This is a genomic window from Streptomyces sp. CNS606 (assembly GCF_000426325.1).
The window spans coordinates 193,668-216,801 of sequence record NZ_KE384522.1; the positions used below are offsets into that span (position 1 = coordinate 193,668).

Consider the following 23,134-nt stretch of genomic DNA (forward strand, 5'->3'; position numbering starts at 1 on the left):
ACGCAGATCGATACCGACAGGAAAAGCGCGAGCGGCGGTGGCTTCGCTCGCCGCACTGGCCGCACTCGGCGGCACGACGAGCGCGGCGGCCGCTCCGGCGGCCGGGCCGGGGACCGACGCGCCGGGCGAACGGCACTGCGTCGTCGGGCCCGACGGCGGCGGCGAGCGCTGCTTCGCCACCTTCGGCGCCGCCGTGGAGGCGGCCACGAGCGGACGCGTCGACGACGTACCCGCCTCCGCACGCGCGGCGGCACGGGACGACGGCTTCCGCGCGTCCCTCGCCGGAGAGGTCATCCAGGGCACGTTCTTCGAACACGCCAACTACGGCGGATCGTCGCTGACCATCTACGGCCCGCAGCCCTGCGAGAAGGACGGCTGGGTCAACTGGCAGTACGACCTGGGCGACGGGTGGAAGGACAGCATCACGTCCGTCCAGCCCTGGGCGAACTGCTGGCTCTGGCTGTACCCGGAGCCCAACCTCGGCGGCGACCGGGACGGCCCGTTCAAGGAGAACACCCCCGACATCGGGTCCTTCATGAACGACCGGACGGAGTCGATCGGCTTCAGCTGACGCCGGTCCCCGACGCATCCGCAGGCACCACCCGACCACCACCCCCCACAGTTCGAGAGGTACCCCCATGCCCACCACACGCAGAAGGACCCGGATCGGCATCCTCGCCGCCGCGATGACCGCCGCGGCGGGCGCCGTCGTGGCCCCGACCGCCGCCCAGGCGGCCCCCGCCGAGGAGACCCCGACGGCCCGCCAGCTGCTGGAGAAGTGCAACAACGGCACCGACGTGTGCATCTTCCACCCCGGCGGCCCGCCGCAGCTGTCCATGGGCCCGTCCCACCAGGTCGGCCACTCCGCCTTCAACTGCACCCAGGACCCGCAGCGTTCGGGCGTCGGCTGGTCCGACACCACGGGCGAGAGCAACAGCGTCGGTGTCTCGATGAGCGCCGAGTACGGCTTCGGCGAGGTCTTCAAGGTGACGGTCGAGGCCAGCTACGAGCACACCTGGTCCAACTCGCACACCGAGTCCGCCACGACCTACATCGACGTCCGCCCGAACGAGGTCGGCTGGGTGACCCGCGAGACGCAGCTGCAGACCGTCAGCGGCCAGTACGAACTCCACTTCCCCGACCGCTACTACGGCCACTACTACTGGTACGTGCCGTTCACCGCCACCGGTCCGGTGCCGGACGCGCCGGACACCACGACGCAGCACACCCGGGCGATGACCGGCCAGGAGCACGCCGACCACTGCGGCTGACGGCCCCACGTCGCCCTCGCCCCCGGGCGGTGGGCGGTGCAGTGCGGCGTCAGCGGCGTACGGTCTCCCCCTCCGGCTGCCGCGCCTCGCCGGACGGCGCCCCGGCGGGCGCCTGCTTCGGCCAGAGGGTGTAGCTCAGCGCGATGACCAGGTTGATGCCGGCGAGGAGGCCCATCTTGGCCTGCCAGTCCCGGAGCGAGGCCGCCTGACCGGTGTCGCCGACGTACCAGATCGCCGCCTGGAGCAGCGCCGCCGCGATCGCCGCGGCGCCGATCCAGCGGGCGGCCGTCTTCCACTCGTGCACGAGGCGCGCGGTGCCGTACTTCGGCGCCCGGCGCGGGGGCGGGCCGCCGGAGAAGCGGTGGGCGAAGCGGGCGTCGGCCCACTTCACCAGGTGGTGGCCGTGGGTGACGGTGAAGCCGATGTAGACGGCGGCGAGGCCGTGCTTCCAGTCCGGCTCGGCACCGTTCCGCAGGTCGATCGCGGTGACGACCAGCAGCACCAGCTCCAGCAGCGGCTCGCACAGCAGCACCGCGGCGCCGGCGCGCGGCATCCGGGCGAGGTAGCGCAGCGAGAGGCCCAGGGCGAGCAGCACCCAGAACCCGATCTCGCAGGCGATGATCAAGGCGACCAGCACGGTGGGATCTCCTCTCGGCGACTCCCTCCAGCCTCCCGCCGCGCGCGGTCGTCCACGTCGTCACCGGCGACGATTCCGCGCTGCATCCTTCGATGTACCGGCCGGCTCCGCCCCTGCGCCGACGCCGACGGGGCGGCCGGCGTGCTGTGATGGGCGCATGCCCAGCCTGCCGCTCCCCCGCCGCCCGGCCCGGCCGCACCGCGACGACGTGCTGATCGGCGCGGCGGGCCTGGCCGGAGGGCTCGCGCTGTGGGGCGCAGGCATCCAGGGCGGCCCGGAGCTGCTCGGCGTGCCCTCCTGGGCGGCGCTGGTCGCCCTGGCCGTCATGGCGGGCACCGAGCTGCTGCGCCGCAGCGCCCCCGGCGTCGCGCTCTGCCTGGGCACCGCCGCGCTGGTCCTGGACACCCTGGCGGGCACGCTGGTCGCGCCCGTGGTGATGTTCACCGACCTGGTGTACGCCGCGGTGGTGTACGGCGGGCCGAAGCTGGCCCGCCGGCTGCCGCGGGCCACCGTGCCGCTCACCGTGCTGGCGACGGTGGTGCCGGTGTCCGTCTGGCGGAATCCCGAGCTGCTGCTGATCGGCATGGCCACCGGCCTGATCACGCTGGCCCCGTCGTTCACCGGCGTCGTGGTGCGCGGCCACCGGGAGGCCGCCGAGGCGGAACGGCTGCGCGCCGAGCAGACCCTGCTGCTGGCCGAGGCGGACCGGGTACAGGCCGTCAACGCCGAACGGGCCCGGATGGCACGCGAGCTGCACGACATCGTGGCCAACCACCTGTCGGCCATCGCCATCCACGCCACCGCTGCCCAGGCGCTCCAGCACGACCGGGACGCCACCCGGGACGCGCTCGGCGTCATCCGCGAGAACAGCGTGCAGGGCCTCACCGAGATGCGCCGTCTGATCGGCATCCTGCGGGACGCGGAGGGGCGTCCGGTGCCGGACGCGACACCCCGGCTGGACGGGCTGGACGCGCTGCTGGCGCGCGCCCGCGCCGCCGGCGGCGCAGACCTGGTGTTCTCGCTGCACGACACACGGCGGGCCGGGGACGGTCCGCCCGTGCCGGTGGAGATGGCCGCATACCGCGTCGTGCAGGAGGCGGTGACCAACGCGCTCAAGCACGCCTCCCCCGGGGAGGTCGCGGTGCGCCTGGCGGACGTCGGGGACGGCGGCGGGAGCGGAGCGGACGGGGACGGCGGCGGACTCGCCGTCACCGTGACCAGCCCGCTGGGCGGCGCGCGTCCGTCCGGTCCGCGCGCTCCCGGCTCGGGCGCCGGGCTCGTCGGCATGCGTGAACGGGTCGAGTTGCTGGGCGGCACACTGACGGCCGGGCCCGCGTACCCCGAGGGGGACGGGCGACGGGTGTGGCGGGTGCGGGCCGAACTGCCCGCCGAGGGGAGGAAGAAGAGGTGACCGGAGGTTCCGCGGTCCGGGTGCTCGTGGCCGAGGACCAGCAGGCCGTACGGGCGGGACTGGTGCTCATCCTGCGCAGCGCGGGGGACGTCGAGGTGGTCGGGGAGGCCGCCGACGGCGAGGAGGCCGTACGCCTGGCGCGGGAACTGCGCCCGGACGTGGTGCTGATGGACGTGCAGATGCCGCGGCTCGACGGCGTCTCGGCGACCCGGCAGGTGACGGACGAAGGACTCGCGGACGTGCTGGTGCTCACCACCTTCGACCTGGACGCGTACGTGTTCGGCGCGCTGCGGGCCGGGGCGGCGGGCTTCCTGCTGAAGGACAGCGAGGCGAGCGCGGTGATCGACGCGGTCCGCACGGTGGCGCGCGGGGAAGGGCTGATCGCTCCCGCGGTCACCCGGCGGCTGATCGCCGAGTTCGCGCGCCCGTCCGCCCCGGCGGGACGGGGCGGCGGCGAGGCGCATCCCGGGCTGGCCGCACTCACGCCACGCGAGCGCGAGGTGCTGGGCTGCCTCGGGCGCGGGCTCTCCAACGCGGAGATCGCGGACCGGCTGACGATGGCGGAGGCCACCGTGAAGACCCATGTCAGCCGGCTGCTGGGGAAGTTGGAGCTGCGCAGCCGCACCCAGGCTGCGGTGTTCGCCCGGGAGTGGGGCGTCACGACGGACTGACGACCCTTCTGGTCCAGACCTATTGACCAGTGGTCCAGACCTCTCTACGCTCCCCGTGACCGCGGCGAGCGCACCCACAGGCGCCCGCAGGCGGCGCGGTCCCCACCCGTACCCCCTCCGGACTCTCCACCGCACCGGACCGGACTCGAGGAGCACCCTTGAGATCAGGAACCGTACGACGCATCCGCGGCAGAGCCACGGCGTTCGCCGTGGCGCTGCTGCTCCCCATAGGCCTGCTGGTCGGACTGGCCACCCCCGCGCAGGCGGCCGAGTCGGCCACCGCGACGTTCATCAGGACCTCCCAGTGGGACACCGGCTTCGGCGGTCAGTGGACCGTCGAGAACACCGGCGACACCACCCTCACGGACTGGGAGCTGGAGTGGGACTTCCCCTCCGGCACCACCGTCGGCTCACACTGGAACGGCACCGTCACCCGTGACGGCGACCACTACACCGCCACCCCGGCGAGCTGGAACGCCGACCTCGCCCCCGGCCAGTCCGCGACCATCGGCTTCAACGGCACCGGCACCGGCGAGCCCACCGGCTGCACCGTCAACGGCGAGCCCTGCGACGGCTCCGGCGGCGGCGACCCCTCCGACGAGGCGCCCTCCGCACCGGGCGGCCTGACGGTCGGCTCCGCCACCGACACCTCGCTCACCCTGAACTGGTCCGCGGCCACCGACGACGACGGCGTCGCCCGCTACCACGTCTTCCGCAACGGCACCGAGGTCGCGGCCGTCACCGGCACCTCCTACCGCGACACCGGCCTCACCCCCGGCACCGAGTACGCCTACGCGGTCACCGCCGAGGACACCGCCGGCCAGGTCGGCCCGGCCGGCGCCACCGTCACCGCGTCCACCACCTCGGACGGCGGCGGCGACCCCGAGCCGCCCGCCGACGGGCACGTCAAGCTCGGCTACTTCACCGAGTGGGGCGTCTACGGCCGCGACTACGACGTCAAGGACATCGACACCAGCGGCTCCGCCGAGAAGATCACGCACATCAACTACTCCTTCGGCAACGTCACCGGCGGCAAGTGCACCATGGGCGACTCCTACGCCGCCATCGAGAAGGCCCACACCGCGGCCGAGAGCGTCGACGGCGTCGCCGACACCTGGGACCAGCCGCTGCGCGGCAACTTCAACCAGCTGCTGGAGCTGAAGGCGAAGCACCCGCACATCAAGGTGCTCTGGTCCTTCGGCGGCTGGACCTGGTCCGGCGGCTTCGGTGAGGCCATGCAGAACCCGGCCGCGTTCGCCGAGTCCTGCTACCAGCTCGTCAACGACCCGCGCTGGGAAGGTGTCTTCGACGGCGTCGACCTCGACTGGGAGTACCCCAACGCCTGCGGCCTCAGCTGCGACAGCAGCGGCTACTCCTCCATGCGCGACATGATGCAGGCGTTCCGCGCGAAGTTCGGCGACCAGCTCGTCACCGCGGCCATCACCGCGGACGCCTCCGACGGCGGCAAGATCGAGAAGGCCGACTACGCGGGCGCCGCCCAGTACACCGACTGGTACAACGTCATGACGTACGACTTCTTCGGCGCCTTCGACAAGGACGGTCCCACCGCCCCGCACTCGCCGCTGCGCGGCTACGACGGCATCCCGCAGGAGGGCTTCAACTCCGACGCGGCCATCCAGAAGCTCAAGGCCATCGGCGTGCCCGCCGACAAGCTGCTCCTCGGCATCGGCTTCTACGGCCGCGGCTGGACCGGCGTGACCCAGAGCGAGCCCGGCGGCTCGGCGACGGGCGCGGCCCCGGGCACCTACGAGGCGGGCATCGAGGACTACAAGGTCCTCAAGAACAGCTGCCCGACGACCGGGACCGTGGCCGGGACCGCCTACGCCCACTGCGGCAACAACTGGTGGAGCTACGACACGCCCGAGACCATCCACGGCAAGATGTCCTACGCCAAGGACCAGGGCCTCGGCGGCGCCTTCTTCTGGGAGTTCAGCGGCGACACGACGAACGGCGAACTCGTCACGGCCATCGACACCGGCCTGAGCTGACGTCTGCGGCCCGGTCGGGCCGTCACCCCGGAGCAGGGCCCGCGGCAACCGTGCTGCGGGCCCTGCTCGCGTCTTTCCGGGTACGACCCCCACCCCGCGCCGTCCCTGCGGCTCCGCGAGGGGCGCCGGTCAGAAGCCCGGCTCCCCCGCACCGCGCCAGACCGTCACATCCAGCGTCACGTACTGGCTCGGGTCGTCGACGTCCGACGCGCCCCGGAAGGTCACCAGCGCGATGTGACCGGCCTCCGTCGTCAGACAGAGCTCCGCCCCCTGGCCGAGCTTGTCCAGGTCGAGGCGTCCCTCGGTGTATCGGGTGACCTCGCGGCAGGTCTCGAGCGACCCCTTCTCCGCCGCGCGGAGCAGAACCAGCCGCTCGCCGTACGGGATGAGGTACCGGCCCGTGAAGTCCGCGATGTAGGACAGGTCGTCCACATTGCTCTCACGCGGCCTGAGCGGATCGTCCCCGAGGTCCAGGTGGTAGTTGCTCGGGAGATCGATCCCCTCATAGGTCACCGGCTCGGGGTCGCGGCTCTCGGCCCCGCCGCCCGGCGCCCCGCCCGCCCCCTGAGAGGCGCCGCCCCCCGACGCGTTCCCGTCGTCCGTACCGAAGAGACCGAAGAACGAGGCGCGAAGGCTGAGGGCCAACAGCGCCGCGAGACAGACGCCGCCCCACAGCAGGACGCGACGGGTGCCTCGGCGCCCCGCGTTCCCCGCCTGCGGCATGCGGTCCGCGGGCGCCCCTCGCCCATACGGTGACGGGTTCGGGTGCGGGTACGCATGCGGGTACGGCGCGTTCCGGTGTCCGGGCGCAAACGCCGGCGGCGGGGGCTGCGGACCAGTGGACCGGGCGGCCCGGGTGTGCTCCTGGTGGACGTCCGCGGGCCCCGCCCCCGAAGGACCGGGGTCGAGGACCGTCGCGGGGGCCTCGGCGGGGCGGTGCGCGAGATGCGCCTCGTGCCGGGTGATCTCCGTGGCCACGGCGCGGGGAAGCCAGTCACCCGAACGACGCAGTCGCCCGTCCGGCGCAGCGCTCCGGCACAGGCCGACCACCTCCTCGAGCGAGGGCCGCTCGCCGGCCTCCTTGGCCAGACAACGCCGCAGCAGGGGCAGCAGCTCCTCCGGGACGCCCGTCAGATCCGGCTCCTCGTGGACGATGCGGTAGAGCACCGAAGGGGACGGCCCCTCCCCGAACGCCGGAGACCCCTGTGCCGCATACGCGACCACCTGACCGAGCGCGAACACGTCCGTTGCCGCGCCCAGCTCGCGGCCGAGAGCCTGCTCGGGCGACATGAAGGCCGGAGTGCCGACGGCGACACCGGTGTCGGTGAGCCCGGTGACGTCGGTGGCCCGGGCGATCCCGAAATCGATGACGCGCGGCCCGTCCGCGGCCAGCAGCACGTTGGAGGGCTTCAGGTCACGATGCACCAGGCCGGCTGCGTGCACCGCCTGCAGTGCCTCGGCCACCCCTGCGCCCAGCAGCACCGTGCTGCTCACGGGCAGCGCTCCGTGCCCGGACACGGCCGCGGTCAGAGTCGGGCCCTCCACGAAGGCGGTGGCCAGCCAGGGCGCCGGGGCCTCGGTGTCGCTGTCGATCACCGGCGCCGTGTACAGCCCTTGCACACGCTGCGCGGCGGCCACCTCCAGATGGAAGCGCCGTCGGAACTCCGGATCGTCGGCGAGCTCCGGCCGGATCACCTTGATCGCCACGGGGCGGCCGGCAGGGGTGTAGGACAGGTACACCTTGCCCATGCCGCCCGCTCCCAGGCGGGCGACCACTTCGTAGTCCCCCGCGGACCTCGGATCGTCCGGCCCCAACGGCTGGAAGACCTCCGGCACGTTTCCGGCGCTGCCCATGATGCTCCGTCCCCCGTCGCGTCGTGGCGATCATCAACTGCCGGGGACTATAACGGCCGGGTACGTCAACCACGACGCCGCCCGGAGAAGGACCGGCGACCGGGACGCCCCCTCAGGCGACGTTGACGCGCTGGCCCGGGGGTGCGGCCTCCAGCCAGGCGAGGAAGCCGGTGAGGGCGTCGTCGGACATCGCGAGCTCGACGCGGGTGCCGTAGAGGGTGCAGCCCAGGACGACCTGGTCGGAGAGGAGCGCCAGCTCCTCCTCGCCGCTGGGCAGGCGGCGGGCGCGGACGTCGATGCCGGAACGCTCCAGCGTGCGCCGCGGCCGGGGCGCGTAGGAGAAGACGCGGAACCAGTCGACCTGGTCACCGTTGTAGCGGGCGACGCCGTAGACCCAGCCCTTGCCGCCGGACTCGCCGGTCTCCTCGGCCGGCACGTCCCAGCGCAGCGAGCAGTCGAACGTGCCGCCGGAGCGCTGGATCAGCCGCCGTCGCAGGCCGAAGACGAACAGCGCCAGCACCACCAGGAGCAGGGCCGTTCCGCACAGCACGAGTGCGAGGACCATCTTCACCGACCTCCTCGCATCGTCTCGACGTCCGGCTGCACGTCGACGGTTCCGGTATGGCTTCAGCCGCGGACCGCCCCGGAGATGCTCCGGTGCGGTCCGCGGCTGAGTGTCTGCTCCGCGGCGTCGGGCCTCAGTGGGCGCCCGTCACCGCGCGGAGGCGTACGTCGGCGCGCCGCTCGGCGGCGGCGTCGGCGTCCGCCTTGGCCCGCTCCAGCGCACGCTCGGCGCGCTGGACGTCGATCTCGTCGGACAGCTCGGCGATCTCCGCGAGCAGAGACAGCTTGTTGTCGGCGAACGAGATGAATCCGCCGTGCACGGCGGCGACGACGGTGCCCTCGCCGCTCTCACCGGTCGTGCGGATGTTGACCGGGCCGGACTCCAGGACACCGAGCAGCGGCTGGTGGCCGGGCATGACACCGATATCACCCGACGTGGTGCGCGCGACGACCAGGCCGGCCTCGCCCGACCAGACCTTGCGGTCCGCGGCGACCAGCTCGACGTGCAACTCAGCCACAGTGGCTCCTCGCTTACGTGGATGGTGAAAAGGATAAGGGGTGCCGGGGCGGGGCCGGGCCGGGGCCCGGACCCGCCGTCCGACTACCGCGTCAGGAGACGCCGAGCTCCTTGGCGTTCGCCTTCAGGTCCTCCAGGCCACCGCACATGAAGAACGCCTGCTCCGGGAAGTGGTCGAAGTCGCCGTCCGCGATCGCGTTGAACGCGGTGATCGACTCGTCCAGCGGAACGTCCGATCCGTCCAGGCCGGTGAACTGCTTCGCCGCGTGGGTGTTCTGCGACAGGAAGCGCTCGATACGGCGGGCACGGTGGACGACCAGCTTGTCCTCCTCGCCGAGCTCGTCGATACCGAGAATGGCGATGATGTCCTGGAGGTCCTTGTACTTCTGCAGGATGCCCTTGACGCGGGAGGCCGTGTCGTAGTGCTCCTGCGAGATGTAGCGCGGGTCCAGGATCCGGGAGGTGGAGTCCAGCGGGTCCACCGCCGGGTAGATGCCCTTCTCGGAGATCGGACGCGACAGAACGGTCGTGGCGTCCAGGTGCGCGAAGGTCGTCGCCGGGGCCGGGTCGGTGAGGTCGTCCGCGGGCACGTAGATCGCCTGCATCGAGGTGATCGAGTGGCCGCGGGTCGAGGTGATGCGCTCCTGGAGCACACCCATCTCGTCCGCCAGGTTCGGCTGGTAGCCCACCGCGGAGGGCATGCGGCCGAGCAGCGTGGAGACCTCGGAACCGGCCTGGGTGAAGCGGAAGATGTTGTCGATGAAGAACAGCACGTCCTGCTTCTGGACGTCGCGGAAGTACTCCGCCATCGTCAGACCGGCCAGCGCGACCCGGAGACGGGTGCCCGGCGGCTCGTCCATCTGGCCGAAGACCAGCGCGGTCTGCGGGAGAACGCCGGACTCGGCCATCTCGTCGATGAGGTCGTTGCCCTCACGGGTGCGCTCGCCGACGCCGGCGAACACGGAAACGCCCTCGTGCAGCTTCGCCACACGCATGATCATTTCCTGGATGAGGACGGTCTTGCCGACGCCCGCGCCGCCGAACAGGCCGATCTTGCCGCCCTTGACGTACGGGGTCAGCAGGTCGACGACCTTCAGGCCGGTCTCGAACATCTCGGTCTTGGACTCGAGCTGGTCGAAGGCCGGGGCCTTGCGGTGGATCGGCCAGCGCTCGGTGACCTCGGACTCGGCCTCCGGCTCGTTCAGGATCTTGCCCAGGGTGTTGAACACCCGGCCCTTGGTGACGTCGCCGACCGGCACGGTGATGCCGTTGCCGGTGTCGGTCACCGGGGCCTGACGGACGATGCCGTCGGTGGGCTCCATCGAGATGGCCTTGACCAGGCCCTCACCGAGGTGCTGGGCGACCTCGAGGGTCAGGGTCTTCTTCTTGCCGTTCTCGGCCGGGTCGGCGACCTCGACGGTCAGCGCGTTGTAGATCTCCGGCATCGCGTCGACGGGGAACTCCACGTCGACGACCGGGCCGATGACCCGCGCGACGCGACCGGTCGCGGTCGCGGTCTCAACAGTGGTGGTCATGATTAGCGGTCACTCCCCGCAGAAGCGTCGGCCAGGGCGCTCGCGCCACCGACGATCTCGCTGATTTCCTGGGTGATGTCGGCCTGGCGGGCCGCGTTGGCAAGCCGCGTGAGCGACTTGATGAGTTCCTCGGCGTTGTCGGTCGCCGACTTCATCGCACGGCGGCGGGCGGCGTGCTCGGAGGCGGCCGCCTGCAGCAGGGCGTTGTAGATCCGGCTCTCGACGTACCGCGGCAGCAGGGCGTCGAGCACGTCCTCGGAGGAGGGCTCGAAGTCGTACAGCGGAAGGATCTTGCCGTCCTTCGCCGCCGGCTTCGGCTCGTCACCCTTGGCAGCGTCTGCCTTCGAGACGGACACCGGTTCCGCGGCCGCGCCGGACTCGTCGGCGCCGTCGAGGGTGAGCGGCAGCATGCGCCGGTCGACCGGCGTCTGCGTCATCATCGACACGAACTCGGTGTAGACGATGTGCAGCTCGTCGACGGACCCTGAGGTGCCCTGCTCCGCGGTGATCGCCTCGATCAGCGGCTCGGCCGCCATCTTGGCGTGCGCGTAGGTCGGGCTGTCGGAGAAGCCTGTCCAGGACCCGGCGACCGCGCGCTTGCGGAAGCCGTAGTAGGACACGCCCTTGCGGCCGACGAGATAGGTGTCGACCTCCTTGCCCTCGCCCTCGAGCCGACGGGTCAGCTGCTCCGCGGCCTTGATGGCGTTGGAGGAGTAGCCGCCCGCCAGACCGCGGTCGCTGGTGATCAGCAGGACCGCGGCCCGGGTCGGGTTGTCCGCCTCGGTGGTCAGGGCGTGCTTGCTGCCGGAGCCCTGCGCCACCGCGGTCACCGCGCGGGTGAGCTCGGTCGCGTACGGCGTGGAGGCCGCGACCTGTCGCTGCGCCTTGATGATGCGCGAGGCGGCGATCATCTCCATCGCCTTGGTGATCTTCTTGGTCGCAGTGACGGACTTGATCCGCCGCTTGTAGACCCGGATCTGGGCACCCATGCTCAGCCCTCGCCCAGCAGCTTGCCGTCCGCGGTCTCGAACGTCTTCTTGAAGGAGTCCACGGCGTCGGAGACCGACTGAACGGTGTCGTCCGACATCTTGCCGCCCTCGACGATCGAGGTCATCAGGCCCTTGTGCTCGCGGTGCAGGTAGTCGAGCAGCTCGCGCTCGAACCGCCGGATGTCCGCGACCGGCACGTCGTCCATCTTGCCGTTGGAGCCGGCCCAGATGGAGACGACCTGGTCCTCGGTGGCGTACGGGGCGTACTGCGCCTGCTTCAGCAGCTCCACCATGCGCGAACCGCGCTCCAGCGACTGCTTCGAGGCGTCGTCCAGGTCGGAACCGAAGGCGGCGAACGCCTCCAGCTCACGGAACTGGGCGAGGTCCACGCGGAGACGACCGGAGACCTGCTTCATCGCCTTGTGCTGGGCGGAACCACCCACACGGGAGACCGAGATACCGACGTTCAGCGCCGGGCGCTGGCCCGCGTTGAACAGGTCGGACTCCAGGAAGCACTGGCCGTCGGTGATGGAGATGACGTTGGTCGGGATGAACGCCGACACGTCGTTCGCCTTCGTCTCGACGATCGGCAGACCGGTCATCGAGCCCTTGCCCATGTCGTCCGAGAGCTTCGCGCAGCGCTCGAGCAGCCGGGAGTGCAGGTAGAACACGTCGCCCGGGTAGGCCTCACGGCCCGGCGGGCGGCGCAGCAGCAGGGACACGGCGCGGTAGGCGTCGGCCTGCTTGGAGAGGTCGTCGAAGACGATCAGGACGTGCTTGCCCTGGTACATCCAGTGCTGGCCGATGGCCGAGCCGGTGTAGGGCGCCAGGTACTTGAAGCCCGCCGGGTCGGACGCCGGGGCGGCGACGATGGTGGTGTACTCCAGGGCGCCGGCCTCCTCCAGCGCGCCACGCACGGACGCGATGGTGGAGCCCTTCTGGCCGATGGCGACGTAGATGCAGCGGACCTGCTTGTCCGGGTCGCCCGAGCGCCAGTTGTCGCGCTGGTTGATGATCGTGTCGATGCCGAGCGCGGTCTTGCCCGTCTGGCGGTCGCCGATGATCAGCTGACGCTGGCCGCGGCCGATCGGGGTCATCGCGTCGACGGCCTTGTAGCCGGTCTCCATCGGCTCGTGCACCGACTTGCGGTCCATGACCGTGGGGGCCTGCAGCTCGAGGGCACGCACGCCGTCGGTCTCGATCTCGCCGAGACCGTCGATCGCCTTGCCCAGCGGGTCCACGACGCGGCCGAGGTAGCCCTCGCCGACAGGGACCGAGAGGACCTCTCCGGTGCGCTGCACCGGCTGGCCCTCCTCGATGCCGCTGAACTCGCCGAGGACAACGGCACCGATCTCGCGCTCCTCGAGGTTGAGGGCGAGGCCGAGGGTGCCGTCCTCGAACTTCAGCAGCTCGTTCGCCATGGCCGAGGGAAGACCCTCGACCTTCGCGATGCCGTCACCGGCAACGCTGACCGTCCCGACCTCTTCGCGCGAGGCCGCGTCCGGCGTGTACGACTGGACAAAGTTCTCCAGCGCGTCCCGGATCTCATCCGGCCGGATCGTGAGCTCCGCCATCTGGGTTCCCTGCTCTCCTTGTTGGGCCCGTAAGTCTTGTCTGTTACGGCCCAACTCGGGCCGCTAGTGATGCTTGTTGAGTTGGTGTGGCCAGGCCGTCCCGGTGGGAGCGGCCTCAGCCGGCCATCCGACGCTGCGCCTCTCCGAGGCGGTCCGCGATCGAACCGTTGATCTCCTCGTCACCGATGCGCACCGTGATCCCGCCGAGGACTTCGGGGTCCACGTCGAGGTTGAGGTGCACCTGGCGGCCGTAGAGGGACGCCAGCACGGCGGCGAGACGGTCCCGCTGCCCGTCGGACAGCGGCACCGCGGACGTGACGACCGCGACCGAACGGTCCCGGCGCTCCGCCGCGAGCTTGGAGAGGTGCTCCAGCCCGTTCTCCAGGCTACGTCCCCGCGGGTGCGTGACGAGACGCGTCACCAGACGCTCGGTCGCGGGCTTGGCCCGGCCGCCGAGCAGCGTGTGCAGCAGCTCGGTCTTGGCCGACACCCGCGCGGTGCGGCTGGTCAGCGCGGCGCGCAGCTCGGGCGAGGAGGCGACCGTCCGGCCGAACCGGAAGATCTCGTCCTCGACGTCCTCCAGGTCGCCGACCCGCTCGGCCGCGACGAGGTCGGCGCTGTCCGTCAGCTCCTCCGTCGCGTCGACCAGGTCGCGCGAGGAGGACCAGCGGGAGCGGACCATGCCGGACACCAGGTCGACGGTCTCCCCGCCGACCTGTCCGCCCAGCAGGCGTCCGACCAGCTCGGCCTTGGCCTCGCCGGACTGCGCCGGGTCGGTGAGGACCCGACGCAGCGACACCTCGCGGTCGAGCAGCGCGGTGACGGCGGCCAGCTCGTCGGCGAGCTTCGTCGCGTCGACCGACGTGCTGTCGGTCAGCGAGTTCAGGCTCTCGCGTGCGGCAGCCAGTGCCTCGCGGCTCGCTCCGTTCATCGTGCAGCCTCGGCCTTCTCCTCGAGCTGGTCGAGGAAGCGGTCGATGACGCGGCTCTGGCGGGCGTGGTCCTCGAGGGACTCGCCGACCAGCTTGCCGGCCAGGGTCGTGGCGAGCGTGCCCACGTCCTGACGCAGCGCCTGGGCCGCCTGCTTGCGGTCGGCCTCGATCTGCGCGTGACCGGCGGCGACGATCTCCTCGCGCTGACGCTGGCCCTCGGCCCGCATCTCCGCGATGAGCTCGGCGCCCCGCTGCTCGGCCTCGGACCGCATCCGCGCGGCCTCGTGCCGGGCCTCGGCGAGCTGGGCCTTGTACTGGTCGAGGGTCTGCTGCGCCTCGAGCTTGGCCGCGTCGGCCTTCTCGATGCCGCCCTCGATGGCCTCGCGCCGCTCGTCCAGAACCTTGTTGATGTTCGGGAGGAGCTTCTTGGCGAGGAAACCGAAGACGATGGCGAAGGCGATCAGGCCGATGACCAGCTCTGGCAGCGGCGGGACGAGGGGGTTCAGCTTCTCCCCCTCCTGCGCCAGGTGTTCCAGGGCGTTCACATCAGTGCCTTTCGTCGAAAGGGTCGGTCGCGCGCCGTCGTCAGGACGGGTAGACGAACGGCATGACCAGACCGATCAGGGCGAGCGCCTCACAGAAGGCGAAGCCGAGGATCTGGTTCTGGCGGATCAGGCCGGCGGCCTCGGGCTGGCGGGCCAGGGCCTGGGTGCCGTTACCGAAGACGATGCCGACGCCGACGCCGGGGCCGATCGCGGCGAGGCCGTAGCCGATCGAACCGATGTTGCCAGTGACAGCGGCGAGGTTCTCGAGAGCGGACATGCCGGTTCTTCCTTCTCTTTCACGATCCGATGGGGGTTGGCCATCGGAAGGACGGGTGGTCGGTGAGGGGGCTCAGTGGTGCTCGGCGAGCGCGCCCTGGATGTAGGCGCAGGCCAGGAGGACGAAGACGTACGCCTGGATGGCCTGGATGAAGAGTTCGAAGGCCGTCATGACGATGGTCATGACGAAGGAGACGCCCGCGTAGGCGATGCCCCAACCATTCAGCAGGTACCAGCTGGCGATGGTGAACAGGAGGAGCAGAACGTGTCCGGCAAACATGTTGGCGAAGAGCCGGACCGCGTGGGTGAAGGGCCGGACCAGCAGGTTCGAGAAAAACTCGATCAGCATGGCCAGGGGAAGCACCGGGCCGAGGGACTTGTCGTAGCCGGTGAAGTTCTTGAACGCGCCCGCGAAACCGTGCCGCTTGAAGGTCAGCGTGACCCAGGTCACGTAGACGATGAGCGCGAGACCGGCCGGGATCGAGATGATCGAGGTCACCGGGAACTGGGCGAGCGGAACGATCGACCAGAGGTTCATGATCCAGACGAAAAAGAAGAGCGCGACGATCAGCGGAACGTACTTCTCGCCCTCCTTCTTGCCGATCGTCTCGTAGACGACGCCGCGGCGGATGAAGTCGTAGCCCGCCTCGGCGACCATCTGCAGCTTGCCGGGCACCACCTTCGGCTTGCTGAACGCGGCCCAGAAGAAGCCGACGATGATCAGCGACCCCAGGAAGGCCAGCAGCATCACCTTGTTGAACTCGAAGCCGCCGACGGTGAAGATCGGCTCGAAGACAAAGCTGTGCAGGCCCGGCGAAACAGTGCTGAAGCCGCATCCATCGAAGATGTGGCAATCGGTCTCGAAGGCGAGCATCTGGTCAGCACTCACCGCGAGCTCCTTCTGCGTTGCGCATGGATACGGCTACCTCGGTGTGTCGGCGCGACGCGGGGTCGCGGAACGGCACTGGACTGGTCATACGAAATTGGGGGCGGCTCACAGACGCAGAGCCGGTCGTCCGACACAGCTGCATCGCCGCAGATGGCATCGGACCATAGCAGTTGCTCGAACGCGTGCTTATCCCGGCCCTACGCCTCACGTCCGGGCTCCGGTCTCCGGTCTCTTCGAAGGGGACGCGGCAGCCGAGGAGTCGGGCTCCACGTAGAGGATCTTCGCCTTCTTGTGGGCGACGGCCTGCGAGGTGACCCACACCAGGGTGGACCCGAGAAGAGTGAAGGCGAACGCCCTGCCGTCGAACAACGTCGTGCCCCTGAAGGCGATCAGGACGACGGCGAGCAGGAGGATCTGCGTGGTGTAGAGCAGCAGGCCCATGGCCTGGAAGAGGTGCGGATACGACTTCGCGGTCTTCTGCAGGCCCGCGAGGCCACCCCCCATGAAGAGGATCACGACCACCGCTCCGGCCACCGCGCCGATCGCACCCTTGCCGCCGGCCAGCAGGCCACTCACGACCGCGCCCACGGCACCGCCTGCGGCGGTCGGGACGGCGCAGTGCAGGAGCATGCGGGCGTCGTTGGGCATGGGGGTACTCCGGGGAGTCGGGGGCGTCTGTCGTCGTTGACGAGCGTATCCCCGGCTGAGTGGGCACAACGCCCACCGGAGGGCCGTCTCAGTGCGGCCCTTCGGTGTGTCACCGGGTTCTCGTGAACGGTATCACAAACTATTTGATGAGGTCTTTACCTACTTCGTGTGCTGCCGGTCACACAAGGGAGTTGACCAGTGTGCTCTCGTTGACGCCCCCATGGCACCGGTCAGCCGCGATCGTTGAGGACCTGGCGGCGGCCGCCGATGGCCGTGGCGCCGTGGAGGCCGGCGAGGGCGGGTTCGCGGCTCTCCTCTTCGGCGGCCCCCCGGGACGGCCCGGACTCCGGTTCCGGGCCGGAGGCCGAACCGGCGTCGGCGGGCCCCTCGTCGGCGTGCTCGGCGCCGGGGCGCCGGTACCGCGGCGGGACCAGCACCTGCGCCCAGGCGGGCACATGGGGCGTGAAGCGCGGCATGAGCAGGATCACCAGACCGACCGCGCAGAGTGCGACGACGACGAGCACGATCACCAGGGACGAGGCCTGCACGGAGAAGGCCACGGCGCCGAAGGCGATCAGCGCCGACCAGAAGTACATGATCAGCACGGCGCGGCTGTGCGAGTGGCCGATCTCCAGCAGCCGGTGGTGCAGGTGCCCCCGGTCGGCCGCGAACGGCGACTGGCCCTTCCAGGTGCGGCGGACGACCGCCAGCAGCAGGTCGGCCACCGGCACCGCGATGATGGTCAACGGCAGCAGCAGCGGCATGTACAGCGGCACCATGCCGCGGACGGCGGACTGCTCGGAACCCCCCTCGTTGTACACGATGAGGTCCGGGTCGATCTGGCCGGTGATGGAGACCGCGCCCGCGGCGAGCACCAGGCCGATCAGCATGGAGCCGGAGTCGCCCATGAAGATCCGCGCCGGATGCATGTTGTGCGGCAGGAAGCCCAGGCACATCCCCATCAGGATGGCGGCGAACAGCGTCGCCGGGGCCGCGCCCTCGATGCCGTAGCCGAACCAGACGCGGTAGGCGTGCATGAAGAACGCCGCAGCGGCGATGCAGACCATGCCCGCCGCGAGGCCGTCCAGGCCGTCGACGAAGTTGACCGCGTTGATGGTGATGACCACCAGCGCCACGGTGAGCAGCGTGCCCTGCATGGGGGTGACGGCGACGTTGCCGACGCCGGGGATCGGCAGCCAGAGGATCGTGAGGCCCTGGTAGACCATGACGCCGGCGGCGATCATCTGGCCGCCGAGCTTGATCAGGGCGTCGACGCCCCACTTGTCGTCCAGGACGCCGAGGAGCCAGATGATCGCGGCGCCGGACAGCAGCGCGCGTGGTTCGTCGGACATGGTGAAGACCTCACCGATGTTGGTGAGGGTCCCGGCGACCAGCAGGCCCGCGCAGAGGCCGCCGAACATCGCGATGCCGCCGAGGCGCGGGGTGGGCTCGCGGTGCACGTCGCGGGCGCGGATCTGCGGCATCGCGCCGGCCACGATGGCGAACTTCCGCACCGGTCCGGTCAGCAGGTAGGTGACCGCGGCCGTGACGCAGAGCGTCAGCAGATATTCACGCAACGTATCCCCAGGGTCTCGCGGTCTTGCGGTGGTTCCTCGCGGTACGGCTCACTCCGGCCTCCACACCTTACGACGGCTCGCGCCCGCCGGCGGTTTCGCGTGTCCGGGCGTGACGCTCCGCGTCCAGGCGGTGGCGCGCCCGGTCGCGCGTCCGGGTCATGTGGGTGCGGGTACCCCGGTGAGCGCCGTCACAACGGGGTCCAGGGCGTGGCTGATGTCGTCGCCGACGCTCCGGAAGTACGGGATGGGCGCGCCGTACGGGTCGTAGATCTCGTCCGCGTCGGCGCTGGGCGCCAGCAGCCAGCCGCGCAGCGCGGCGGCGGCCTGCACCAGGGCGCGGGCCCGTTCGGCGACTCCCGCGGCGCTGCCGGGGGGCGGCAGCGTCGCCGGGTCGATGGCCCGCACCAGGCGGGTGAACTCCTTGAGCGTGAACGTGCGCAGCCCCGCCGAATGCCCCATGGAGATCACCTGCGCCCGGTGGTCCCGGGTGGCGGTGAGCACCAGGTCGGCGCGGATGACGTGCTCGTCGAGCAGTTCACGCCCCAGGAAGCCGGTCGGGTCGGCTCCGTGCTCGGCCAGCACGGCCGCCGCGTGCTCCTCCATGGGCGCGCCCTCGTGTCCCCACGTTCCGGCGCTCTCCACGACGATGCCGTCGCTGAGACGGCCGCCGAGCCGGTCCGCGAGGGCATGCCGGGTCAGCCGCTCGGTGATCGGCGAGCGGCAGACGTTGCCGGTGGAGACGTGGAGGATGCGGAAGACCCCGGCCTCGCCGGGGCCCGCCTGGACCGGTATGCCACGCCCTTCGGGAGGAGGCGTCAACTGCCCACCTCGAGGTCCGGTGCCACCTTGCGCAGCTCCTCGGCGCTGAGTGCGCCGGCGCGGAGCAGCACCGGGACCTTGCCGGTGACGTCGACGATGGAGGACGGTTCGGGGTCGGGCGTGCGGCCGCCGTCGAGGTAGACGGAGACGGAGTCGCCCAGCATGTCCTGCGCGGCGTCGCAGTCCTGCGGGGCGGGTGCGCCGGTGAGGTTGGCGGAGGAGACGGCCATCGGCCCGAACTCGTTCAGCAGCTCCAGCGCGACCGGGTGGAGCGGCATGCGGACGGCGACGGTGCCGCGGGTCTCCCCCAGGTCCCAGGTCAGGGACGGCTGGTGGCGGGCGACGAGGGTGAGGGCGCCGGGCCAGAAGGCGTCGACGAGTTCCCAGGCGGTCTCGGAGAAGTCGGTGACCAGGCCGTGCAGGGTGTCGGGCGAGCCGATGAGGACGGGGGTGGGCATGTTGCGCCCGCGGCCCTTGGCCTCCAGGAGGTCGCCGACGGCCTCCGAGCTGAAGGCGTCGGCGCCGATGCCGTACACGGTGTCGGTGGGGAGCACGACGAGTTCGCGGCGGCGTACGGCGGCGGCCGCCTCACGCAGGCCGGTCTTGCGCTCGGTGGCGTCGGTGCAGTCGTAACGGCGTGCCATGTCTCAGGGCACCTCCCGGCGGGCAGTGGCGAATCGCGGACGGTTGTTGAGGTCGGGGTGGTCGGCGGCGTCCGCCCAGCCGCGGTCCTCCGCGAAGATCCACGGGACCTGGCCGCCCTGGGTGTCGGCGTGCTCGACCACCACGACGCCGCCGGGCCTGAGCAGGCGGTGCGCCGTGCGTTCCAGGCCGCGGATGACGTCGAGTCCGTCCTCCCCGGAGAACAACGCGAGAGAGGGGTCGTGGTCGCGGGCTTCCGGGGCCACATACTCCCACTCGGTGAGCGGGATGTAGGGCGGGTTGGAGATGACGAGGTCGACCTGCCCGTCGAGTTCGGGGAGCGCGCGGAGCGCGTCGCCGCGGTGCAGGGTGACGCGGCTGCCCTCGACGTTCTTCGCGGCCCAGCCGTGCGCGCCCTCGTCCAGCTCCACGGCGTGCACACGGGACCGCGGCACCTCCTGGGCGAGGGCGAGGGCGATGGCGCCGGAACCGGTGCACAGGTCGACGATCAGCGGCTCGGCGACGTCCATGGCGCGTACGGCGTCTATCGCCCAGCCGACGACGGACTCGGTCTCCGGGCGCGGCACGAACACCCCGGGGCCGACCTGGAGTTCGAGGTAGCGGAAGAAGGCGCGGCCGGTGATGTGCTGCAGCGGTTCGCGGGCCTCGCGGCGGGCGACCGCCTCCCAGTAGCGGGCGTCGAAGTCGGCGTCGGCGACGCGGTGCAGCTCGCCGCGCTTCACGCCGTGCACGTAGGCGGCGAGCTCCTCGGCGTCGAAGCGGGGGGAGGGCACGCCGGCGTCGGCGAGGCGCTGGGTGGCCTGCGCGACCTCGGCGAGCAGCACCGGACGGGAGCGGGGGCCGGCGCCCCCGGATGATGGCTGCACTTCCTTCGGTCCTCCACGCGGGGGCTGCTGGGTCGGCTCTCTGGGCTCGGTCAACTCTGCGAGGCTGCCAGCTTGGCAGCGGAGTCCGCGTCGGCGCAGGCCTGGATCACCGGGTCGAGTTCGCCGTCGAGTACCTGGTCGAGGTTGTAGGCCTTGAAACCGACACGGTGGTCGGAGATGCGGTTCTCCGGGAAGTTGTACGTGCGGATGCGTTCCGAGCGGTCCACGGTGCGGACCTGGCTGCGGCGTGCGTCCGACGCCTCCTTCTCGGCCTCCTCCTGCGCGGCGGCCAGCAGCCGGGCGCGCAGGATGCGCAGCGCCTGCTCCTTGTTCTGGAGCTGGCTCTTCTCGTTCTGGCAGGAGACGACGATGCCGGTCGGCTCGTGGGTGATGCGGACCGCGGAGTCGGTGGTGTTGACGGACTGGCCGCCTGGTCCGGAGGAGCGGTAGACGTCGATGCGCAGGTCGTTCGCGTTGATCTCGACGTCGACGTCCTCTGCCTCGGGGAGCACCAGCACGCCCGCGGCGGAGGTGTGGATGCGGCCCTGCGACTCGGTGGCCGGCACCCGCTGCACGCGGTGCACGCCGCCCTCGAACTTCAGCCGGGCCCACACGCCCTGTCCGGGTTCGGCGTTGCTCTTCGCCTTCACGGCGATCTGGACGTCCTTGTATCCGCCGAGGTCGGACTCGTTGGACTGGATCAGCTCGGTCTTCCAGCCGGTGCGCTCGGCGTAGCGCAGGTACATGCGCAGCAGGTCGCCGGCGAAGAGCGCGGACTCGTCGCCGCCCTCCCCGGCCTTGATCTCGAGGATGACGTCCTTGTCGTCGCTGGGGTCGCGCGGGACGAGCAGCAGGCGCAGCTTCTCGGTGAGGGCCTCGCGGCCGGCCTCCAGTTCCTTCACCTCGGCGGCGAAGTCGGGGTCGTCGGCGGCGAGTTCGCGCGCGGTGTCGATGTCCTCGGCGTTCTGCCGCCAGGCGCGGTAGACGTTGATGATCGGCGTGAGCTCTGCGTAGCGCTTGTTGAGCCTGCGGGCGCGTGCCTGGTCGGCGTGCACCGCCGGGTCGGCGAGCTGCTTCTCGAGGTCGGCGTGTTCGCCGATCAGTTCCTCGACCGCCTCGAACATCGGCTGTCGTCCTTGTCTGGAGTGGGCGCGGGTGGCGCCGCGGCGTCGCGGTCCCGTCGCTGCCGGACGGAGCCGGGGGCCGGGACGCGCCGCGTACGGCGGTGAAACGACGAAGCGCCGGTCCGGCCGCCTGCGCTGAGGCGGCCGGGGACCGGCGCTGTCGGGTCGCTACTTCTTCTTGCCGGACCCGGCGTTCTTGCCGAAGCGGGCCTCGAAGCGGGCCACGCGGCCACCGGTGTCGAGGATCTTCTGCTTGCCCGTGTAGAACGGGTGGCACTCGGAGCAGATGTCGGCGCGGATGCTGCCGCCGGACATGGTGCTACGGGTGGTGAACGAGGCCCCGCAGGTGCAGCTGACCTGGGTCTCGGTGTACTCCGGGTGGATGTCGCGCTTCAAGGTGTCTCCTAGGTTCGGGAGGGCGCCGGGTCGCGTCGCGGATTGCGCCGCGTGAACCGGGGCCGACGTACCAGTCTGCCACTACCGGCCGCACACGAACAAAACGGGGTGGAGGCGTCCGGTATTCCGGCCCGGACCGGGGCAGCCGGGTTCCGTGGCGCGGCGCGGGGGCGCGGTCAGCCGCGTTCCCGGCGTACGACGTCGGCGTCGCTGCGGGCGCCCGCGCTGCCCTCGGTGGCCGACTCGGGGACCGTCCGGTCCGCGCGCAGCGCGTCCCACACCTGGTCGGCCTTCCCCTTCAGGGGCAGGACGCGGTTGGGGTCGTCCGGGTCGTAGCGCACGGGCATGGTGAGCATGTCGATCTCGCCCGGCCCGACGTCCTTGAGCAGCTTGGCCATGCCGAGCAGGTCGGCGGCCGAGTCCAGCTCCGTGTCGGTGGTGACGGCCGAGGTCGCCGTGTCGGCGAGGTCGTAGAGCTGCGCCGGGTCGCTGAAGAGGCCGACGTCGTCGACCTTCCCGAGCAGGGCGCGCAGGAAGGCGTGCTGGAGCTGTATCCGGCCCAGGTCGCTGCCGTTCCCGACCGCGTGCCGGGTGCGCACCAGGGCGAGGGCCTGCTCGCCGTCCAGGGTGTGGCTGCCCGCCGCCAGGTCGAGGTGGCTGTCGGCGTCCTGCAGCGGTTCGCGCAGGGTGACCTCCACGCCACCGAGGGTGTCGACGAGCTCCTTGAAGCCGGTGAAGTCGACCTCCAGGTAGTGGTCCATGCGGATGTCGGTCATCGCCTCGACGGTCTTCACGGCGCAGGCGGGCCCGCCGACCCGGTAGGCCTCGTTGAACATCGACGGTGCGGCGCCGGGCGCCACGCTGCCGTCGGCCTTCCGGCACGGGGGCCGGGCTACCAGGGTGTCGCGGGGAATCGACACGATCGTGGCACGGTCGTGCGCCTCGTTGACGTGCACGATCATGGCGGTGTCGGAGCGGGCGGACCCGTCGTCGTCGCCGTACCGGGCGTTCTCGCCGGACCGCGAGTCGGAGCCGAGGACGAGGATGTCGACGGAGCCGTGCGGCATGTCCTCGGGGCGGTCGCCGCCGAGGCGGCCGTTGATGTCGACGCCGGCGATGTTGCCGTCCAGCCGGTAGTAGACGAATCCGAGGCCCGCGGCACCGAGGAGGAGGACCGCGGCGACCGTCCAGGCGGTGACGACGAGGGCGCGCCTCCGCCTGCGCCGGTGCCGCCCGCCCCGGGGCCACTCGTCCGGCTCGCCGTGCCCTGTCCTGCTGTCCTGCTCCGCCATCGCGCGAGGCGCTCCTCCCGTCCGGCGTCATGCGAACGGGGCGAGTACCCCACGCGTCCGGCGGCACGCCGACGAG

The 23,134-nt window shown here is 71.2% G+C and carries 24 protein-coding genes; 5 read left to right on the plus strand and 19 right to left on the minus strand.

Annotated elements, in window-relative coordinates; all coding sequences use genetic code 11:
* Positions 1–37 precede the first annotated feature (37 nt).
* Together K304_RS0125480 and K304_RS0125485 are read left to right on the plus strand one after the other, a co-directional pair.
* Positions 38–571, plus strand: coding sequence for a hypothetical protein (locus K304_RS0125480; protein ID WP_486591805.1), 534 nt, complete (start codon positions 38–40; stop codon positions 569–571).
* 67 nt (positions 572–638) lie between these two features.
* A complete protein-coding gene (locus K304_RS0125485) occupies positions 639–1,271 on the plus strand; it encodes a hypothetical protein (protein ID WP_106965669.1) in 633 nt (210 codons plus the stop codon).
* A 49-nt stretch (positions 1,272–1,320) separates the two neighbouring features.
* Here K304_RS0125485 and K304_RS0125490 read toward each other — a convergent pair whose 3' ends face one another.
* Entirely contained in the window at positions 1,321–1,908 is a 588-nt protein-coding gene (locus K304_RS0125490; RefSeq protein WP_027766014.1) for a hypothetical protein, read from the minus strand.
* Between the two features lie 157 nt (positions 1,909–2,065).
* Between K304_RS0125490 and K304_RS0125495 the strand changes: the two genes are divergently transcribed.
* The 3 genes from K304_RS0125495 to K304_RS0125505 all read left to right on the plus strand — a co-directional run bounded on the left by K304_RS0125495 (position 2,066) and on the right by K304_RS0125505 (position 5,999).
* Complete coding sequence (locus K304_RS0125495) at positions 2,066–3,319, plus strand: histidine kinase (protein WP_027766015.1); 1,254 nt, start codon at positions 2,066–2,068, stop codon at positions 3,317–3,319.
* On the plus strand, positions 3,316–3,990 hold the full coding sequence (locus K304_RS0125500; protein ID WP_027766016.1) for a response regulator transcription factor: 675 nt from the start codon (positions 3,316–3,318) through the stop codon (positions 3,988–3,990). The genes K304_RS0125495 and K304_RS0125500 overlap by 4 nt, the downstream gene beginning before the upstream one ends.
* A 158-nt stretch (positions 3,991–4,148) precedes the next feature.
* Entirely contained in the window at positions 4,149–5,999 is a 1,851-nt protein-coding gene (locus tag K304_RS0125505) for a glycoside hydrolase family 18 chitinase (protein ID WP_037792002.1), read from the plus strand.
* A 129-nt stretch (positions 6,000–6,128) separates the two neighbouring features.
* Here K304_RS0125505 and K304_RS0125510 read toward each other — a convergent pair whose 3' ends face one another.
* From K304_RS0125510 to K304_RS31330, 18 genes are all read right to left on the minus strand, one after another.
* Positions 6,129–7,853 (minus strand): serine/threonine-protein kinase, encoded by a 1,725-nt coding sequence (locus K304_RS0125510; RefSeq protein ID WP_027766018.1) that lies wholly within the window; start codon positions 7,851–7,853, stop codon positions 6,129–6,131.
* 112 nt (positions 7,854–7,965) lie between these two features.
* Positions 7,966–8,418: a DUF2550 domain-containing protein gene (locus K304_RS0125515; protein ID WP_037792003.1), complete on the minus strand. Its 453-nt coding sequence runs from the start codon at positions 8,416–8,418 to the stop codon at positions 7,966–7,968.
* A 133-nt stretch (positions 8,419–8,551) separates the two neighbouring features.
* Positions 8,552–8,935: a F0F1 ATP synthase subunit epsilon gene (locus tag K304_RS0125520; protein ID WP_027766020.1), complete on the minus strand. Its 384-nt coding sequence runs from the start codon at positions 8,933–8,935 to the stop codon at positions 8,552–8,554.
* Positions 8,936–9,026: 91 nt separating this feature from the next.
* Positions 9,027–10,469 (minus strand): F0F1 ATP synthase subunit beta, encoded by a 1,443-nt coding sequence (atpD, locus tag K304_RS0125525; RefSeq protein WP_027766021.1) that lies wholly within the window; start codon positions 10,467–10,469, stop codon positions 9,027–9,029.
* A 2-nt stretch (positions 10,470–10,471) separates the two neighbouring features.
* A complete protein-coding gene (locus K304_RS0125530) occupies positions 10,472–11,458 on the minus strand; it encodes a F0F1 ATP synthase subunit gamma (RefSeq protein ID WP_027766022.1) in 987 nt (328 codons plus the stop codon).
* A gap of 2 nt (positions 11,459–11,460) precedes the next feature.
* Positions 11,461–13,032 carry a F0F1 ATP synthase subunit alpha gene (gene atpA / locus K304_RS0125535; protein ID WP_027766023.1) on the minus strand — a complete coding sequence of 524 codons (1,572 nt, stop codon included), beginning with the start codon at positions 13,030–13,032 and terminating at the stop codon, positions 11,461–11,463.
* A 115-nt stretch (positions 13,033–13,147) separates the two neighbouring features.
* The gene (locus K304_RS0125540; RefSeq protein WP_027766024.1) at positions 13,148–13,963 is read right to left on the minus strand and encodes a F0F1 ATP synthase subunit delta; all 816 of its coding nucleotides are present in this window, start codon (positions 13,961–13,963) and stop codon (positions 13,148–13,150) included.
* Positions 13,960–14,508, minus strand: coding sequence for a F0F1 ATP synthase subunit B (locus K304_RS0125545; RefSeq protein WP_027766025.1), 549 nt, complete (start codon positions 14,506–14,508; stop codon positions 13,960–13,962). Before K304_RS0125545 ends, K304_RS0125540 begins: the two co-directional genes overlap by 4 nt.
* Before the next feature lie 40 nt (positions 14,509–14,548).
* Positions 14,549–14,785: an ATP synthase F0 subunit C gene (atpE, locus tag K304_RS0125550; RefSeq protein WP_027766026.1), complete on the minus strand. Its 237-nt coding sequence runs from the start codon at positions 14,783–14,785 to the stop codon at positions 14,549–14,551.
* Between the two features lie 72 nt (positions 14,786–14,857).
* Positions 14,858–15,673, minus strand: coding sequence for a F0F1 ATP synthase subunit A (gene atpB, locus K304_RS0125555; RefSeq protein ID WP_027766027.1), 816 nt, complete (start codon positions 15,671–15,673; stop codon positions 14,858–14,860).
* 204 nt (positions 15,674–15,877) lie between these two features.
* On the minus strand, positions 15,878–16,321 hold the full coding sequence (locus K304_RS0125560) for a Cg1360 family ATP-synthase-associated protein (protein ID WP_027766028.1): 444 nt from the start codon (positions 16,319–16,321) through the stop codon (positions 15,878–15,880).
* A 230-nt stretch (positions 16,322–16,551) separates the two neighbouring features.
* Entirely contained in the window at positions 16,552–17,898 is a 1,347-nt protein-coding gene (locus K304_RS0125565; RefSeq protein WP_027766029.1) for an MraY family glycosyltransferase, read from the minus strand.
* Between the two features lie 156 nt (positions 17,899–18,054).
* Positions 18,055–18,717 (minus strand): low molecular weight phosphatase family protein, encoded by a 663-nt coding sequence (locus K304_RS0125570; RefSeq protein ID WP_027766030.1) that lies wholly within the window; start codon positions 18,715–18,717, stop codon positions 18,055–18,057.
* Positions 18,714–19,361: an L-threonylcarbamoyladenylate synthase gene (locus K304_RS0125575; protein WP_027766031.1), complete on the minus strand. Its 648-nt coding sequence runs from the start codon at positions 19,359–19,361 to the stop codon at positions 18,714–18,716. Before K304_RS0125575 ends, K304_RS0125570 begins: the two co-directional genes overlap by 4 nt.
* Positions 19,362–19,364: 3 nt before the next feature.
* Positions 19,365–20,204 (minus strand): peptide chain release factor N(5)-glutamine methyltransferase, encoded by an 840-nt coding sequence (gene prmC, locus K304_RS0125580; RefSeq protein WP_027766032.1) that lies wholly within the window; start codon positions 20,202–20,204, stop codon positions 19,365–19,367.
* A 92-nt stretch (positions 20,205–20,296) separates the two neighbouring features.
* Entirely contained in the window at positions 20,297–21,370 is a 1,074-nt protein-coding gene (gene prfA, locus K304_RS0125585) for a peptide chain release factor 1 (RefSeq protein ID WP_027766033.1), read from the minus strand.
* Between the two features lie 168 nt (positions 21,371–21,538).
* Positions 21,539–21,766 (minus strand): 50S ribosomal protein L31, encoded by a 228-nt coding sequence (rpmE, locus tag K304_RS0125590; protein ID WP_027766034.1) that lies wholly within the window; start codon positions 21,764–21,766, stop codon positions 21,539–21,541.
* A 176-nt stretch (positions 21,767–21,942) separates the two neighbouring features.
* The gene (locus K304_RS31330) at positions 21,943–23,058 is read right to left on the minus strand and encodes an LCP family protein (protein ID WP_051308843.1); all 1,116 of its coding nucleotides are present in this window, start codon (positions 23,056–23,058) and stop codon (positions 21,943–21,945) included.
* Between the last annotated feature and the right edge of the window lie 76 nt (positions 23,059–23,134).